Raw genomic sequence first — 16,544 nt, forward strand, 5'->3', positions numbered from 1 at the left:
GGCGGGCGGGTGCGGGACGTGTCCGACACCACGCGCGGCGGCCGGAACCCGCGGGATCGCGCGCTCGTTCCCCCCGTGGTGCCCCGTCCCGGACCCCCGGCAGAGAGGTCCGCTCCGTCGCACCAGGACCTTCGTGGCGCGCGCTGGAGCCGGGTGCAGCATGCTGGCTCCCTCAGTACGCCGCGAGCCCCGCTCGTCCTGTCGCCCGTCTGGAGCCCGTGTGTCCGGTAACGCCACCACCCGGTTCGGCAACGTCTCGCTGCTCTCCGTCGCGAGCCGGCTGCCCAGCCGCATCACCACGTCCGCCGAGATCTCCGAGCGGCTCGGGTCGGCGCTGCGCCGGCTGCGGCTGCCGCGGACGGTCCTGGAGCGCGTCGCGGGGGTGGAGGAGCGTCGCAACTGGGGGCCGGGCGAGGACGCCGACACCGCGACGATCGCCGCGGGCGCCGAGGCGCTCCGCGAGGCAGGCGTGAACCCCGGCGACGTCGGGCTGCTGATCAACACCTCGGTGACCCGCAAGCACCTGGAGCCGTCCGTCGCGGTGCGGCTGCACCACGGGCTCGGGCTCGGCAGCCACGCGGTGAACTTCGACGTGGCGAACGCCTGCCTCGGGTTCATCAACGGCATGAGCCTGGCGGCCACGATGATCGAGTCCGGCCAGGTGCGGTACGCGGTCGTGGTGAACGGCGAGGACGCCGACGACATCCAGCGCACCACCGTCGAGCGGCTGCTCCGGCCGGAGGTCGGCCGCGAGGAGTTCATGGAGGAGTTCGCGACGCTGACGCTCGGCTCGGGCTCGGCGGCGGCCGTCCTCGGCCGGACGGACGAGAACCCCGGCGGGCACCGGGTCCTCGGCGGGGTGACCCGCGCGGCCACCCGGTTCCACGACCTGTGCGTGGGCAGCGCCGACGCGATGCTCACCGACGCCCGGGCGCTGCTCGAGGGCGGGCTGGAGCTCGTGGTCGACGCCTGGCACGAGGCGCAGCGGGACTGGGACTGGTCGTCGATGGACCGGTACGTCACGCACCAGGTGTCCCGGGTGCACACCGACGCCATCGTCAAGGCGGTCGGCCTGAACCGGAAGCGCGTCCCCACGACCTTCCCGCACCTCGGCAACGTCGGCCCCGCGTCGATCCCGATCACGCTGGTCGAGGAGCAGCACTCCCTGCGGTCGGGCGACCGGGTCCTGCTCATGGGCGTCGGCTCGGGCATCAACACCGCGATGATGGAGCTCGCCTGGTGACCGGGGCGCTCCGCGTCCGTCCCGCCTCCGCACCGCCGGCCGGGCTGCCCGGCCTGGACCCGCGGTTCAGCCGGCTGCTGCCGCTCCCCGACGGCGCCCCCGACACCGGGCTCGGCGCCGGCGAACCCGCCTGGCACCACCTCGACACGGGGCCCGAGCTCGCCGCGCGCGGGATCACGCCGGTCGGCACGGTCCTCGCCGTGCACGGCAACCCGACGTGGTCCTACCTGTGGCGGTCCCTGATCCCGGCGACGCTCGACGCGGCGGCCGCGGGCCGGCCGGCGTGGCGCGTCGTGGCGGTCGACCAGCTCGACATGGGCTTCTCCGCGCGCACCGGCCGGCACCGCACGCTGCCCGAGCGGGTCCGGGACCTCGACGCGTTCACGACGGCCCTCGGGCTGACGGGGCCGGTCGTGGTGCTCGGGCACGACTGGGGCGGCGTCGTCGCGATGGGCTGGGCGGTCGACCACCCCGACCAGCTGGCCGGCCTGGCGCTGCTCAACACCGCGGTCGCCCACCCGGACGGCGAGCCGATCCCGGCGCCGCTGCGCGCGGCCACCGCCGGGCCGGTGCTCCGCCTGGCGACGTCGACCACGCCCGCCTTCCTCGAGACCACGCTCGCCCTGGCGCACCCGCCCCTGGCCCGGGAGGTCGCGGACGCGTACCGGGCCCCCTACCGGCACGCCGAGGACCGCGGCGGGGTCGAGGGCTTCGTCGCCGACATCCCCGGGCACCACGACCACCCGAGCGCGCCGGAGCTGCGCCGGATCGCCGCGGGCGTCGCCAGGCTCGACGTCCCCGCGCTGCTCCAGTGGGGCCCTCGGGACCCGGTGTTCCGCGACCGGTACCTGGACGACCTGGTCGACCGGCTGCCGCAGGCGCGCGTGCACCGGTACGAGGGCGCGGGGCACCTGGTCGCCGAGGACGTGGACTGGGCGACGCCGCTGCTCGGCTGGCTCGCGGAGGCGGTGCCGGGCGACGGCACCAGGGCCGCCGCGGGCGCCCCGGCCCGGGCGACGCCGGCCGACGAGGCGCCCGACGAGGCGGCCCCCTGGACCCCCCTGTGGGACCGGCTCGACGCCCGCGCCGACGACCCCGGCCCCGCGGTGCTGGACATGGGCGCCGACGGCGGCCCGCGGACCGTGTCCTGGCGGCTGCTCGCCCGCCAGGTGCGCCGGATCGCGGCCGGCCTGCGGCGGGTGGGCGTCGAGCGCGGCGACCGGGTCTCCCTGCTGGTGCAGCCCGGCCCGACGCTCACCGCCCTCGTCTACGCCTGCCTCCGGATCGGCGCGGTCGTGGTGGTCGCGGACGCCGGCCTCGGCCCGCGCGGCCTGACCCGCGCGCAGCGCGGCGCCCAGCCCGACTGGGTGGTCGGGCAGACGAAGGGCCTGCTCGCGGCGCGCGCGCTCGGCTGGCCCGGCGTGCGGATCGCGGCCGAGCCCCTCGGCCCCGCGGCCCGGCGCGCGCTCGACGTGACCCACCTGCTCCTCGACGTCGCCGACCTCGGCCGCGACGAGGTCCTGCCGGCCGAGCCCGGTCCCCGCGACGAGGCGGCGATCCTGTTCACGTCCGGTTCCACCGGACCCGCGAAGGGCGTCGTCTACACCCACGCCCAGCTGTCGGCGCTCCGGGACGTGCTGGCGACGCACTTCGACGTCGGGCCGGAGACCGGCCTCGTGACGGGCTTCGCCCCGTTCGCGCTGCTCGGCCCGGCGCTGGGCACGCGGTCGGTGACGCCCGACATGGACGTGTCCGCCCCCCGGACGCTCACCGCCCGCGCGGTGGCAGACGCGGTGCGGGCCGCCGACGGCTCCATCGTGTTCCTGTCCCCCGCCGCGATCCTCAACGTGGTCGCGACCGCGGACGACCTCGACGCCGACGACCGCGCCGCGCTGGCCCGGGTGCGCACCTTCCTGTCCACCGGGGCCCCGATCAGCGCCGACCTGCTCGGGTCGGCCGCCGCGCTGATGCCCGCGGCGGAGGCGCACACGCCCTACGGGATGACCGAGTGCCTGCTGGTCACCGACATCACCCTCGACGGCATCCGGTCCGCCGCGGCCGCGCCGGACGCGGGCGTGTGCGTCGGACGGCCGGTCGGACCCGGGCGGGTGCTGGTCAGCGCCCTCGACGCCGACGGGGCCGCGACCGGTGCACCGTCGGACGCCCCGGGCGTGCTCGGCGAGGTGCTGATCAGCGCCCCGCACCTCAAACAGCACTACGACCGGCTGTGGCTGACCGACCGCGCCGCGGAGCGCGACGTGCCCGACGGCCGCTGGCACCGCACCGGCGACGTCGGCCACCTCGACGCCGAGGGCCGGCTGTGGATCGAGGGCCGGCTCGCGCACGTGCTCGTCACCGCCGACGGCCCGCTGGCGCCGGTGGGGCCGGAGCAGCACGTCGAGCGGGTGGCCGGCGTGCGCCGGGCGGCCGTCGTCGGCGTCGGGCCCTCGGGCGTGCAGCAGGCGGTGGCCGTCGTCGAGCCGCCCGCCGACGAGGCGACCCGGCGCGCCGGCCTGGCCCCGTCGGACCTGGCGGAGGCCGCGCGCGCCGCCTCCCCGGTCCCGCTCGCCGCCGTCCTGGTCGCGCCGCGGATGCCGACCGACGTCCGGCACAACTCGAAGATCGACCGCACCCGGCTGGCCGCCTGGGCGGCGCGCGTCCTGTCCGGAGGGCCGGTGGGGGCGCCGTGACCGTCCTGGTGACCGGGGCGTCCGGGCTGCTCGGCGGCGCCGTCGCGCGCGTGCTGGCCGGCCGCGGCGACGACGTCCGCACGCTGCAGCGCCGGCCCTCGGGGGTGCCCGGGGCCCGGGACGTCGCAGGGTCGGTCACCGACCCGGCGGCCGTCGCCGCGGCGCTCGACGGCGTCGACGCGGTCGTGCACCTCGCGGCCCGGGTCTCGCTCGCGGGACCCCGCGAGGAGTTCGACGCCGTCAACATCGGCGGCACCACCACCCTGCTCGACGCCGCCGAGCGCGCCGGGGTCCGGCGGTTCGTCCAGGTGTCGTCGCCGTCGGTCGCGCACGGCGGCTCGTCGCTCGTCGGCGTCGGCGCCGAGCCCGCGGACCCCGCCCACGCCCGCGGCGACTACGCGCGCACGAAGGCGGCGGCCGAGCTGCTGGCGCTCGACCGCGACCGCGGCGGCGAGGGCGGGACGGCCGTCGTGGCCGTGCGCCCGCACCTCGTCTGGGGCCCCGGGGACACCCAGCTCGTCGAGCGCGTGCTCGACCGCGCCGCCCGCGGCCGGCTGCCGCTGCTCGACCAGGGCGCCGCGCTCATCGACACGACCTACGTCGACAACGCGGCCGACGGCATCGTCGCGGCGCTCGACCGGGCGGACGCGCCCGAGGTGCACGGGAACGCCTACGTGCTCACCAACGGCGAGCCGCGGACCGTCGCCGACCTGCTCGCCGGCATCTGCCGCGCGGGCGGGGTGCAGCCCCCGGCGTGGCGCGTCCCCGCCGGCCTCGCCCGCGCGGCGGGCGGCCTGGTCGAGGCCGTCTGGCGGCTGCGCCCCGGGACGGACGAGCCGCCGATGACCCGGTTCCTCGCGGAGCAGCTGTCGACCGCGCACTGGTTCGACCAGCGGGCCACGCGCGCCGACCTGCGGTGGACGCCGGCCGTGAGCCTGGACGAGGGGTTCGCGCGGCTGGCGGCGCACTACGGCGGCGCTCGGGGCTGAGGCGGGCGCCGCTCAGCGCATCCGGATCGCGAACCCCGCCTCGCCCGAGTCGAGGGCGCCGACGAGGACCCGGGCGTGGCACGACGAGTCGGGCTGCTCGGCGAGCACGCGGATGCCGACGACCTGGGCGGCGTGGCACGACGAGACCGTGACGCCGTCGAGCCCGGCACCCCCGGTGAGCTGCTGCAGGAGCTCGGTCTCCATGCCGTCGCTCGTGTCCGGGGTGAACAGCTCGATCTCCTCGGCACCGGCTGCCCCGGCGAGCTGCGCCGTCACCCGGTACGGCACCGGGGTCGCGGTACCCGTGAGAGTGACCCCGGTCGGCTCGACCCGTACGCCGGAGACCCGTTGCAGCGCGAACGCGGCGCCGGGGAAGCCCGGCAGGGCCGCGTCGGTGGCCTGCTGCACCGTCTCCAACCACGGGCCGTAGTCGTCGGCGACCGCTCCGTCCGCGGCCACCGGCACCAGGTCCAGGGCGAGATCGACGACGGCGGTCCCCGGCCCCGAGAGGTCGACGTCGAGCAGCCGCTGGCCGCACGCCAGGTCGACGCCGTCGCTCGACGCCCGGACGGGCCGCACCACCCCCTCCTCCTCGGCCGCGTCGGCGCAGCCGCCGTCCGGCGCCGGGGTGACGACGAGGACGTCGCCCCTGAGCGGCGCGTTCGGGGCCGCCGACAGCGAGACCCGGAGCCGCGTGACGCGGTCCCGCGCGTCCCACGACGCGTCGAGGTCCATCCGGAGGCCGGTCGGCAGGGTGTCGCCGCTGCGGTGCGCCGCCGCCGTGGTGACGTCGACCTCCGTCGCGTCCGCCTCCCGGTCGAGGACCCCGGAGGCCCACACCCCCGCCCCGGTGCCACCCAGCAGCAGGACCGCACCGACCCCGATCAGCACCCTGGCGCGCCTCGACGTCCGGCGCGCCGGCCCGCTCCGGGGGACGATCCGCGGGTCCGGAGCCGCCGTCCGCATCATCGTGGACCCGTCGGGCTCCGACGACCGCTCGTCCTCGGCGGGACCGACGGGCCGAGCCGGGCGCGCCGGCCGCGCCGCGCGGAGCGAGGTGGCCTCGAGGTCGTCGGGCGCCTCGGCAGGCGCCCCGACGGCCGCGCGGTCCGGCCTCGCTGCGGCCCCGGGGGTGTCCGCGGAGGACGTCCCGCGGAGCGCCGCCTCCACGGCCCGCTTCCCCGGCAACGCCGTCGCACTCCGCGCCCAGGACGCCGGCGTCGGCTGCACCGCGAGCGCCGGGCCCGCGAGGTCCGTCTCGCGCAGAGACCTGAGCAGGTGCGCGGCCTCCGCCGCGGTCGACCGCGCGGCGGGGTCCTTGCTCAGCAGAAGGTCCAGCGCCCGCTGCAGCGGGTCGGACACCGGCAGCGGCGGCGGGGCGTCCTCCACCTGCCGCATGCCGAGGGTCAGGTGGGTGCCCTCTCCGGCGAACGGTGTCCGGCCGGCGAGCAGCTCGTAGAGGAGCACGCCGACCGCGTAGACGTCCGACGCCGGCCCGGACCTGCCGTACTCCACCAGCTCGGGCGGCATGTAGGCGGGGGTGCCGATCAGCTCGGTGCCGGGCGCGGCCTCGTCCTGGACGATGCCCGCGATGCCGAAGTCGGCCAGCCGGACGTCGGCCGCCGCGAGGCTGCCCGCGCGGGCCAGCAGGACGTTGTCCGGCTTCACGTCCCGGTGCACCACCCCCCGGCGGTGGGCGGCGTCGAGCGCGTCGAGCACCGCGACCGCGAGCGGCACCGCCGTGGCGGGCGGCAGCGTGCCCCGCTCCCGGAGCAGCCGGCCGAGGCTGGGCCCCGCGACGAGGTCCATCACGATCGCCAGGTCCCGGCCCTCGGCGACGAAGTCGCGGACCCGGACCACCCGCGGGTGGTCCAGGCCGAGGAGCACCGACCGCTCCCGGACGAACCGCCCGAGGATCTCCGGATCGGCCGCGTGCTGGGGCCAGAGGAGCTTCGCCGCCACGTCGGCACCGGTCTCGCGGTCCTGGGCTCGCCAGACCTCGCCGGACGCGCCCGACCCCAGCCGGTCGACGAGCCGGTACCGGCTGCCGAGGGCGCGACCCGCGGCGGCCGGTTCCGTCACGGCGTGGCCCCGGCGAACCAGGACAGGGCGGCCCGCGACCCGTCGGGCGCGGCGGGCCGCACCCCGGCGTCGGACGTCGAGGCCTGCAGGAGCACCACGTCGGCGTCCGCGAGCGCCTGGGCCGAGCGGAAGTCCAGGTCCGGCCCGGCGAGCCCGTCCGCCCGCCCGAGCTGCAGGCCGCCGAGCGCCTCGCGCACCCGCGCGGGCTCGTCCGACCCCGCGCGGTCGACGGCCCGGACGAGCGCCAGCGCGGCGTCGTGGCTCGCTGCGTCGGCCCTCGGCACACCCGCCCCGCAGGCGTCGTCGTCGTAGACGTTGCGGCACCCCGGGTCGCCGGCCGCGAGCCGCACCGCCGCCAGGAACGCCGCGGTGCGGGATCCCTCGCCCGAGCCCGTGAGAGCGGTGTGGTCCTGGGTGTCGGTGCCGATGCCCACCAGCCGGCCGCCCGAGGTCCCCGCGGCCGCGAGCTTGTCCCCGAACACCGGGGTCAGCGCCTCCGGGGTGAGCACCACCGGCAGCTGTCTCGTCCCGAGCAGGCCCTGCAGCGCGACCACGAGGGCGGCCTGGTCGACCGCGGGCGCGTCCACGACGACCGCGTCGACGAGCCGCTGGTCCAGCAGCGTGACGATCTCCGCGGCGGTGGCGGCCGGGTCCTCGGGGGTTCCCGTCCGGGACGGCGCGCCCGGCGGCACGTCGTCGTCGGGCGCGTCGCCGGGGCCCGGGTCCGGCCGGTCGGCCGCCGCCACTCGGTACGGCGTGCTCGCCGCCAGCCCGTCGAGCGCGTCGTGCACCCGCGCCGCGACGGCGCCGGGGCTCGGGGCGACCGACCACGCGCCTGGTGCGACACCCGCTGCGGCACCGTACGGCAGCACCACGGCGGTCGCCGCGTCGTCCGCCGCCGCCAGGGCGGCGACCGTGTGCGACCCGGGCGAGGCCAGGACGACCCCCGCGACGCGCTCGGCGAGCAGGGCGTGCATCGACCGCAGCGCCCCGTCCGCGGTGCCGTCGTCCAGCGCGACGCGCAGCTCCACCCGGTGACCGCCGAGCCCGAACCGGTACGCGGCGACCTGCGCACCCTCGACCAGCGGCCGGAACTCGGACCCGGCGCCTTCCAGCGGCGGGACCAGCACGCCCAGGCGGACCGTTGCCGGGATCTCCGCCGTGCGGGAGAGCTCGGGCCGCACGGCCGGGACCTCCGGCGGCGGCTCCGGGGCGGTGCACGCGCCGAGGACCGCCAGCAGGGCCGCGACCGCGCCGGCTGCGGCCGCGCGGACCGGGCGCGGCGTCACCGCTCGCCCCGGAGCTGGAACACGAACACCGTCTCGAGGTCCTCCTCGACGCCGGCGAACGGTCGGTACGCGGTGAGCCGCTCCTCCGCCGCGGCGAACTGGGCGGCCCGCAGGTCGAGGTCGCGGAGCTCGCCGGAGCGGACGTTGCCGTACGCGGTCGTGGTGCCGTGCACCGAGTCGAGCACGCCGCCCGTGTCACCGACCTGCGTCGTGACGCCGTGCAGCTTGCCGAGCAGACCGCCCCTGCTGGTGGGGTCGGGCGACCCGAGGTTGGCCAGGAGGTCGGCGAAGTCCCCGCCGAGCGACGCCGACACGGACTGCGACTGGGCGCCCGATCGGTCCATCGCCTCGGTGAGCTGCTGGAGGACCCCGCTGCTGGCCAGGTCGTAACCCGCGAGGACCGCGTCCATCTCCTCCCGAACCTGCTCCCGGGCCGCCGCGACCAGCTCCTGCGAGCTCGCCGTGGCCGCTTCCCGCTGCACCGTCACCTCGGCGACCAGCCCGGCGGAGAGGAGGTCGACCTGCTCGTGCGCACGGTCGGCGGCGTCCCGGGTCCGCTCGGAGGTCAGCCCGAGCCGCGCGTCGGAGCCGGCCGAGACCGCAACCAGCCGGTCGTCGAGGTCACGCAGCCGGCTCGCCAGCTCGGCCTCGAGGCAGAGCAGCCGGTTCGCGAGCCACACCACCGCCTGCGCCGAGGCGTCGGGACGCCCCGCGGGCGACGGCTGCACCGTGGCGCACTCGCGAGCGTCGGGCGCGGGCTGGACCGAGTCGTCGGGCCAGATCCCGCTCACCAGCTCCACGAGGGCCGCCACCCGCTCGTCGAGCGCGAGCAGGTCCCCACCGTCGGCCACGAGCGCGCGCGCCTCCTCGACCTCCGCCGCGACCACCGCGAGCGCCCCGGTGCCGGAGCCGGGGTCGTCGAGGGCCCGCAGCGCCTGCGCCATCGGCCCGGACGCGCCGGTAGACGCCTCCAGGTCGTCCACCGCCGCGTCCAGGGCGCCGAAGGCGTCCTCGACGGCGTCGAGCGCAGCCCGCGCGGTGGCGGCCCTCTCGGTCAGCAGGTCGCTCGCCGCGACCGCGCTCGCGTAGCCGGTGACGAGGTCGGCGGTCGCCGCCGCCAGGTCGCCGAGCGCGCAGTCCGCCGCGCCCAGACGGTCCAGCGCCGCGACGACCTCCTCTGCCTCCGAGCCGGGGCCGAGGTCGTCCGACCAGCCCGCGGGGCACCCGTCGCCCCCGAGGGTCGCAGCCAGGTCGTCGAGCGCGCCCGCGTACGGCGACGCGAGGAACCACGCGCCCGTGCCGGCAGGCGCTCCCCCGGGCTCGGTGAGCGCGTCGAGCGTCGCGCCGAGGCCGTCGGCAGGATCGAACAGCAGCCGGTGCACGTCGTCCCTGGCCGATCGCAGCCGGTCCACGGCCGCCGCCGTGCCGGTCAGCGCCCCACGCGACGCCTCCACGCCCGCGCGGGCGTCGTCCGACGCGGCCTGGACGCGGTCCACCCAGGCGGCGAGGTCGGCGCCGACCGAGCGGGACCCCGCCCGCGCAGCCGCGAGCTCGTCGCGCAGCGTCGTCAGCGACGCGGCCACGCCCTGCGCCCCGCCGAGCGTGCCGCTCAGCGCGCCGACGTCGAGCCGGTCGGCCACGGTGCGCACGTCGTCGAGCGCGGTCGCGAGCAGCGTGAAGTCCGCGGCGAGGGCGCCGCGCGCCACCGCGAGGGTGCACGCGACGGTGCGCCGGTCCTCGGGGGTCGCCACGCAGCGGGCGGCGGCCTCGGGGTCCTCGAGAGCGACGGGGTCGCCCACCGTCTCCAGCACCAGCTCGTGCAACGCCGCGCGGCAGTTGTCGGGGGGCGCGGTCCCGCCCGCGCGCGAACAGGTCCGCGACGGCTCGGAGCTGTGCGTCCGCCAGGTGCACGGTGGCGGACACGGTGCGCGCCTCGCCCTCGGCGAGCGCCGGCATCGTGACCGAGCAGCCGGCCACGACCGTCTCCGACAGCGCGGGGCGCACGCCGGGCGAGCCGAGGACGTCCGTGACCGAGCGCGACAGGTCGCGGACGCCGCGGTGCGTCTCGGAGCCGACCTGGGTGAGGCCGGACCGCGTGTCGGTCAGCACGGCCTCGAGCTCCTCGCCCGTGCGGGCGAGGTGGTCGAGCACCTGCTCGGAGCTCGACCCGAGGTTCTGGTACGTCCGCTCGCCGAGGTGCGCCACGTCCTGCACCAGCGCGGCGTGCACCTGGTCGACGAAGTCCAGCCCCTCGGCCAGGGTCCGGCCCACCCGCTGCACGAGCCCGATCGCGGCGCTCTCCTGCCGCGCGGCGTACCCGTCCGCGCCGTACGCGCGGTCGATGAGCGCGGCCACCGACGGGTCCGTCACCAGCCCCGGCTGGACGGTCAGGTCGACGGAGGGCGCCCGGAAGTCCGCCGACTCGACCACCAGAGTGAACTCGGCGGTCGGGGACAGCATCGGGGCGGCGAGGAACGCGGCCCACTGCACCGAGCGCGCGCCCTCGACCGTCTCCACCAGAACGCCGTCGGTCACCCGCGGGTCGTCCTGCGCGCCGTCGTCGACCTGGACCACCCGGTCCCCGGCGCCCACGACGGCGCTCGCCACCACCGTCAGCGGCACGCCCACCAGCGCCTGCTGCTGGTACCGGGCGCCGCCCGTCTCGAACGCCACGTCGGTCGGCTGCGCGGTGAGGTCCTGGACGGCCACCTGCACGACGAACCGCCCCGCCCTGCCGTCGAGGTCCGCGAGGTCGGTGCCCGAGGTCCCGTCGTGCCACCAGGCGGTCTGCACCCGCACGGGCAGGTCGGCTGCGGCCTGCGCCGGCTCCAGGTCCTCGCGGAGCTCCGTGATGCCCCCGGCCTCGTCCCGCACGACGCTCGCCGTGGACACCGCCCGGATCGCCCCGTCCGTCCCCAGCTGCACGCCGATGGTCTGCAACCCGTGCTGCTCAGAGGCCACGGAATGGCGCGGGACCAGGAGCACCGAAACGAGCGCGAGAATGCCGAGCGCAGCGGCGGCCACGACAATGCGGCGGCGAGCCGACCACGCATTCAGGGCACGAGGAACGGCGGACACACGGACTCCTTCGACGGACGATCGACGCGGCGGCGGGCCGGGCGGCGGGCCGGGCGGCACGGGCGCACCGGCGGGGTGGACAGTAGCGGACACCCAGGTCACAGCGGCGCGGGACGTCGTCCGGGACGGCGCGCACACCACCCAGTGGCCCGCGGCGCGCACTACTCAGGGCGCGCCCTGCCACTGAGTGCTGCATCCGCTCAGGTAGCACCGGTGCCCGGTCTGACCACATTTCGATACCGTGTCGATTTCCGTCGCCACTCAACTTTCCCCGACGGCACTCAACTTTCCTCCGGCGGCACTGAGAGGCGCGCTAGCGTCCGGCAGCACGGGCGGCGCACCCCGCCCGCCACCGACGACGAGGGAGTCCCCCATGGCCAACCTGAACGTGAGCTACGACGAGATGGACGCCGCCGCCACCCGCCTGACGAACGGGCGCGATCAGCTGAACGACCAGCTGACGCAGCTGCGCACGTTCATCCAGAACCTCGTGTCGTCGGGCTTCGTCACCGACCAGGCGTCGGGTGCGTTCAACCAGAGCTACGAGCAGTTCACGACCGCGGCCACGACGACCGTGAGCAACCTGACCGAGATCGCGCAGAACCTGCGGACGACCGCGCAGGTGCTGCGCGACACCGACACCGAGATCGCCGCGCGGCTGCGCGGCTGACCGCGACCGGCGCCGTGCGGGGGCCGCACCCCTCCGCACGGCGCCGGCTCGCCCCGCCCGCCCGCCTTCGACGGCCTGGCCGCCGCCCGCCGTCCCGTCCCCGGAGGAGCCATGCGCACCCGCGTCGTCCTGCGCCGACCGCACGCGCCGGCGACCCCGGTGACGATCACCACCGACGCCACGGCCACCACGGGCGACCTCGCCGACGCGCTGGTCCGTGCGGATCCCGTCGGCGCCCCGCCCCCACCTCGCGTGCTCCGCATCCACCGGCCCGACGACGTCGAGCTCCGCACGCTCGATCCCGCGACCACGCTCAGCGAGTCGGGCTTCCGCGCGGGGTCGACCATCACCGTCGCCGCGGCGGACCACCGCGAGGAGGGCGCCGAGGCGCCCGCGGTCGTCCGCCTGGTCGTCGTCGCCGGCCCGGACTCCGGCCGCGAGCTCGACCTCCCCGCGGGCACCGCCACGATCGGGCGCGGACCCGACTGCGACCTCAGGCTCACCGACCCCCAGGTCTCCCGCCTGCACGCGCGGCTGCTCGTCGGCGACGTCGTGGAGGTCGTCGACGCCGGCTCCGCCAACGGGGTCGTCATCGGCGACGGCGCCGTGACCCGCGGCGTCCTGCGCCCCGACGACATCCTCGTGCTCGGCGGTACCGAGCTCCAGGTCCTCGTGATCGACCCCGAGGCCCGCACCCACACCGCCGGGGCGTCGGGGGCCGTGATGGCCTACAACCGCTCGCCGCGGCTGGTCGCCCGCTACCCGGAGCGCACGGTCCCCGCGCCGGACGTGCCCACACCGCCGACGCCCTCGCGCTTCCCGGCGCTGATGCTCATCGGGCCGATGGTGATGGGCGCCGCGATGTACGCCTTCACCCGCAACCCGATGTCGCTCATGTTCGTGGCGCTCAGCCCGCTCATGATGGCGGCCAACTGGTGGAACGGCCGGAGCACGGGCAAGCGGAAGCTCGTCACCGAGACCGCCGCCTTCCACGACGGGCTCGACCTGCTGCGCGCGCAGGTCCGCGCGGACCACGAGTCCGAGCGGCAGGCGCGGCTCGCGGAGGCGCCGGCGACGCGGGAGACGGTGGGCGCCGCCCTCGGCCTCGCGCCCGTGCTGTGGTCGAGCCGGCCCGGGGAACCCGGGTTCCTCGCGGTCCGGGTCGGCACCGGCACCGCGCCGTCGCGCACCACGGTCGAGGAGCCGTCCCGCGGCTCCGCCGACGCCGGCCTATGGCAGGAGCTCCAGGACGTGCTGCACGAGCTGCGGGACGTCACCGGCGTCCCGCACACCGTGGACCTCACCGACCTCGGTGTGCTGGGCGTCGCCGGGGACCCCGAGCACGCGGTCCCCGTCGTCCGCGCGCTGCTCGCGCAGGTCGCGTGCCTGCACTCGCCGGCCGAGGTGGTGGTCGCGGGCCTCGCGTCCCGGACCAGCGCGTCCCGCTGGGAGTGGCTGTCGTGGCTGCCGCACGTCGACTCGGCGCACTCCCCGCTCGGGGCGCACCTCGCGTCCAGCCCCGCCGCGTGCGCGACCGTCGTCACGCAGGTCGAGGAGCTCATCGCCCACCGCCTCGAGGGCTCCCGGCCCCGCGGTGGCACCGCGCTGCCCTGGGTCGTGCTGCTCGTCGAGGACGACGCCCCGGCCGAGCGCGGGCGGCTCGTGCGGATCGCCGAGGAGGGGCTCGCCGCCGGGGTCGTGGTCCTCTGGCGCGCCGACACCCAGCGCAGGCTGCCGGCCTCCTGCCGGGCCGTCCTGGTCGCCGACGAGCGCGGCGCGCGCGCCGGCCGGATCGCCGACGGCCGGTGGTGGGACGTCGCCCCCGAGACCCTCGACGCCGAGACCGCCACGGCCCTCGGGCGGCACCTGGCGGGCGTGACCGACGCCGGCGCCCTCACCCTGGACGAGTCCGACCTGCCCCGGTCCGCCGGCTACCTCGCGATCGTCGGACCGGAGGTCGCCGAGGACGCCGGCGCCGTCGTGGAGCGCTGGCACGAGACCGGGTCGGTCCTCGACCGCACCGCGCCGCCCGCCCGGCGGTCGTCCGACGCCCACCTGCGCGGCGTGGTCGGGCAGGGCACCGACGGCGAGTTCGTCCTCGACCTCCGGTCCCAGGGACCGCACGCCCTCGTCGGCGGGACGACCGGCGCCGGCAAGTCCGAGTTCCTCCAGGCGTGGGTCCTCGGCATGGCCGCCGCGCACTCCCCCGACCGGGTCACCTTCCTGTTCGTCGACTACAAGGGCGGCGCCGCGTTCGCCGACTGCGTCGAGCTGCCGCACTGCGTCGGCCTGGTGACGGACCTCGCCGGCCACCTCGTGCGGCGTGCCCTCACCTCGCTGCGCGCCGAGCTCCGGCACCGCGAGCACCTGCTCGCCCAGGCCGGCGCCAAGGACCTGCTCGCGCTCGAGCGCACCGGCGACCCCCGCACCCCGCCGGCCCTCGTCATCGTCGTGGACGAGTTCGCCGCCCTCGTCCAGGAGATCCCCGAGTTCGTCGACGGCGTCGTCGACGTCGCCCAGCGCGGGCGCTCCCTCGGCCTGCACCTCGTCCTCGCGACCCAGCGCCCCGCCGGCGTCATCAAGGACAACCTGCGCGCCAACACCAACCTGCGCATCGCCCTGCGGATGGCCGACGAGGCCGACTCCAGCGACGTCCTCGGCTCCCCGATGGCCGCCCACTTCGACCCCCGGATCCCGGGCCGCGGCGCCGTGCGGACCGGGCCCGGGCGGCTCGCGATGTTCCAGACCGGCTACGTCGGCGGGCGGTCCGACAGCGCGCCCCCGCCGGTGTCGGTGGGCATCGAGACGCTGGCGTTCGGGCCCGGGGAGGAGTGGACCGTGCCACCGCCGCCGGAGGCGCTGCTCGAGCGGCCCGCGGAGGGGCCGACCGACGCCGCGCGAGTCGTGGCGACGCTCCGGCGCGCCGCGGAGCAGGCGGGCATCCCGGCGCCGCGGCGGCCGTGGCTCGACGAGCTGCCGGAGATCGTCACCCTGGACACCGGGTCGGGCCACACCGACGGCGACCTGCCCCTCGGCCTCGTCGACGTGCCCGCCGACCAGGCCCAGGTGGCGTTCCGGTACCGGCCGGACGAGGACGGGTCCCTCGCGATCTACGGCACCTCCGGCTCCGGGAAGTCCACCGCGCTGCGCTCGATCGCCGTCGCCGCGGCCACCGCCGCCGGGCACGTGCGGATCTACGGGCTCGACTTCGCCGGCGGCGCGCTCGGCATGATCGAGGCGCTGCCGCAGGTGGGATCGGTCGTCGCGGGGTCGGACACCGAGCGGGTGCAGCGGCTGCTGACGGAGCTGGTGGCGGAGGTCGAGCGGCGCGCGAGCGCCTACTCCGCCGCGCGGGCCGACACCCTCACCGGCTACCGGGACCTCGCCGGACGGGACGACCCCCGGTTGTACCTGCTGCTCGACGGCCTGGTGGCGTTCCGGAGCACCTACGAGGGCCAGTCGACCACCGCCGCCATCGTGTCCCAGCTCCAGCGGGTCCTCGCCGAGGGGCGAGCCGTCGGTATCCACGTCGCCCTGACCGTGGAGCAGCCCAGCGGCCTGCCGACCTCCATGGCCAGCGCCGTGGGCAAGCGGCTGGTGCTGCGCCAGGTGGACGAGAACGCCTCCGCGCAGCTCGGGATCCCGAAGGACGTGTTCTCCGGCGAGTCCCCCGCCGGCCGCGCCGTGCTGTCCGGCACCACGGACGTGATCCAGGTCGCCGCTCCGGGTGGCTGCGACGCACCCGTCGAGCAGGCCACGCACATCGAGGCGCTGGCGGCGCAGATCGCCGCGGGCGGGGCTCCGGAGGCGCCAGGGGTGCGGCGGCTCGAGAGCGTCGTCCCGGTCGAGGCCCTGCCGGACGACGTCGCCGGCGAACCCGTCCTGGGCATCGCCGACGACACGCTCGCCCCGATGGGGTTCGGCCGGTCGGGGACGTTCGTCGTCGCCGGCATGTCCGGGTCCGGGCGCACGACCGCGCTCATCGCCCTGGCGCACGCGCTTCGGCGCCACCGCGCCGATGCACCCCTCTACTACGTGGGCCCCCGGCGCTCCGCGGCGGGCAAGGCCGACGTGTGGGACCGCACGGCCCTCCGGATGGAGGACATCGCGGCCATGGCCCGGGACCTGGCGCCGGAGTTCGAGGTCCCGCACGACGACGAGCCCGGCAGCACCCTCGTCATCGAGGGCGTCGCCGACTTCGTCAACTCCGAGGTGGACGCCGCCCTGCTCGGGCTGATCCGCTCCGCGCGTCGCAACGGGCACCTGGTGATCGCCGAGTCGGAGACCCAGACCTGGCTGTCGTCCTGGCCCCTGATCGGCGAGCTCCGCAGCGAACGGCGCGGGATCGCGCTGCAGCCCGACCAGGCCGACGGCGACTCCCTGTTCCGGACGTCGTTCCCCCGGGTGCGGCGCACCGACTTCCCCGTCGGGCGCGGGCTGTACGTCCAGACCGGGCACGCGCGCACCGTCCAGCTGCCACGCCCCTGACCAGCCACGACCGGC

Annotated in this window: 8 protein-coding genes; 5 read left to right on the plus strand and 3 right to left on the minus strand. The window is 77.2% G+C overall.

What is annotated here, in order from left to right:
- Positions 1–220: 220 nt before the first annotated feature.
- Genes FKM96_RS05605 through FKM96_RS05615 form a run of 3 tightly spaced genes read left to right on the plus strand, consistent with a single transcriptional unit; the run spans position 221 to position 4,922 of the window.
- Positions 221–1,243, plus strand: a complete 1,023-nt coding sequence (locus tag FKM96_RS05605) for a 3-oxoacyl-ACP synthase III (protein ID WP_210417373.1) — start codon at positions 221–223, stop codon at positions 1,241–1,243.
- Positions 1,240–3,933, plus strand: coding sequence for an alpha/beta fold hydrolase (locus tag FKM96_RS05610; RefSeq protein ID WP_147794399.1), 2,694 nt, complete (start codon positions 1,240–1,242; stop codon positions 3,931–3,933). Before FKM96_RS05605 ends, FKM96_RS05610 begins: the two co-directional genes overlap by 4 nt.
- Complete coding sequence (locus tag FKM96_RS05615; protein WP_147794400.1) at positions 3,930–4,922, plus strand: NAD(P)-dependent oxidoreductase; 993 nt, start codon at positions 3,930–3,932, stop codon at positions 4,920–4,922. Before FKM96_RS05610 ends, FKM96_RS05615 begins: the two co-directional genes overlap by 4 nt.
- A 12-nt stretch (positions 4,923–4,934) precedes the next feature.
- Here FKM96_RS05615 and FKM96_RS05620 read toward each other — a convergent pair whose 3' ends face one another.
- From FKM96_RS05620 to FKM96_RS05625, 3 genes are read right to left on the minus strand one after another with little or no spacing between them, the layout of a single operon-like run.
- Complete coding sequence (locus FKM96_RS05620) at positions 4,935–7,004, minus strand: serine/threonine-protein kinase (RefSeq protein WP_168216885.1); 2,070 nt, start codon at positions 7,002–7,004, stop codon at positions 4,935–4,937.
- A complete protein-coding gene (locus FKM96_RS20545; RefSeq protein ID WP_168216886.1) occupies positions 7,001–8,293 on the minus strand; it encodes an ABC transporter substrate-binding protein in 1,293 nt (430 codons plus the stop codon). The genes FKM96_RS05620 and FKM96_RS20545 overlap by 4 nt, the downstream gene beginning before the upstream one ends.
- Positions 8,290–10,104 carry a hypothetical protein gene (locus FKM96_RS05625; protein WP_147794402.1) on the minus strand — a complete coding sequence of 605 codons (1,815 nt, stop codon included), beginning with the start codon at positions 10,102–10,104 and terminating at the stop codon, positions 8,290–8,292. The genes FKM96_RS20545 and FKM96_RS05625 overlap by 4 nt, the downstream gene beginning before the upstream one ends.
- A 1,640-nt stretch (positions 10,105–11,744) precedes the next feature.
- On the opposite strand from FKM96_RS05625, the gene FKM96_RS05630 reads away from it, so the two are divergent.
- Positions 11,745–12,041: a WXG100 family type VII secretion target gene (locus tag FKM96_RS05630; RefSeq protein ID WP_147794403.1), complete on the plus strand. Its 297-nt coding sequence runs from the start codon at positions 11,745–11,747 to the stop codon at positions 12,039–12,041.
- A gap of 111 nt (positions 12,042–12,152) precedes the next feature.
- Positions 12,153–16,529, plus strand: coding sequence for an FtsK/SpoIIIE domain-containing protein (locus tag FKM96_RS05635; protein WP_147794404.1), 4,377 nt, complete (start codon positions 12,153–12,155; stop codon positions 16,527–16,529).
- The last annotated feature ends 15 nt before the right edge of the window (positions 16,530–16,544 follow it).

Origin of the sequence: Cellulomonas sp. Y8 (assembly GCF_008033115.1) — a bacterium.
Taxonomy (GTDB): Bacteria; Actinomycetota; Actinomycetes; order Actinomycetales; family Cellulomonadaceae; genus Cellulomonas.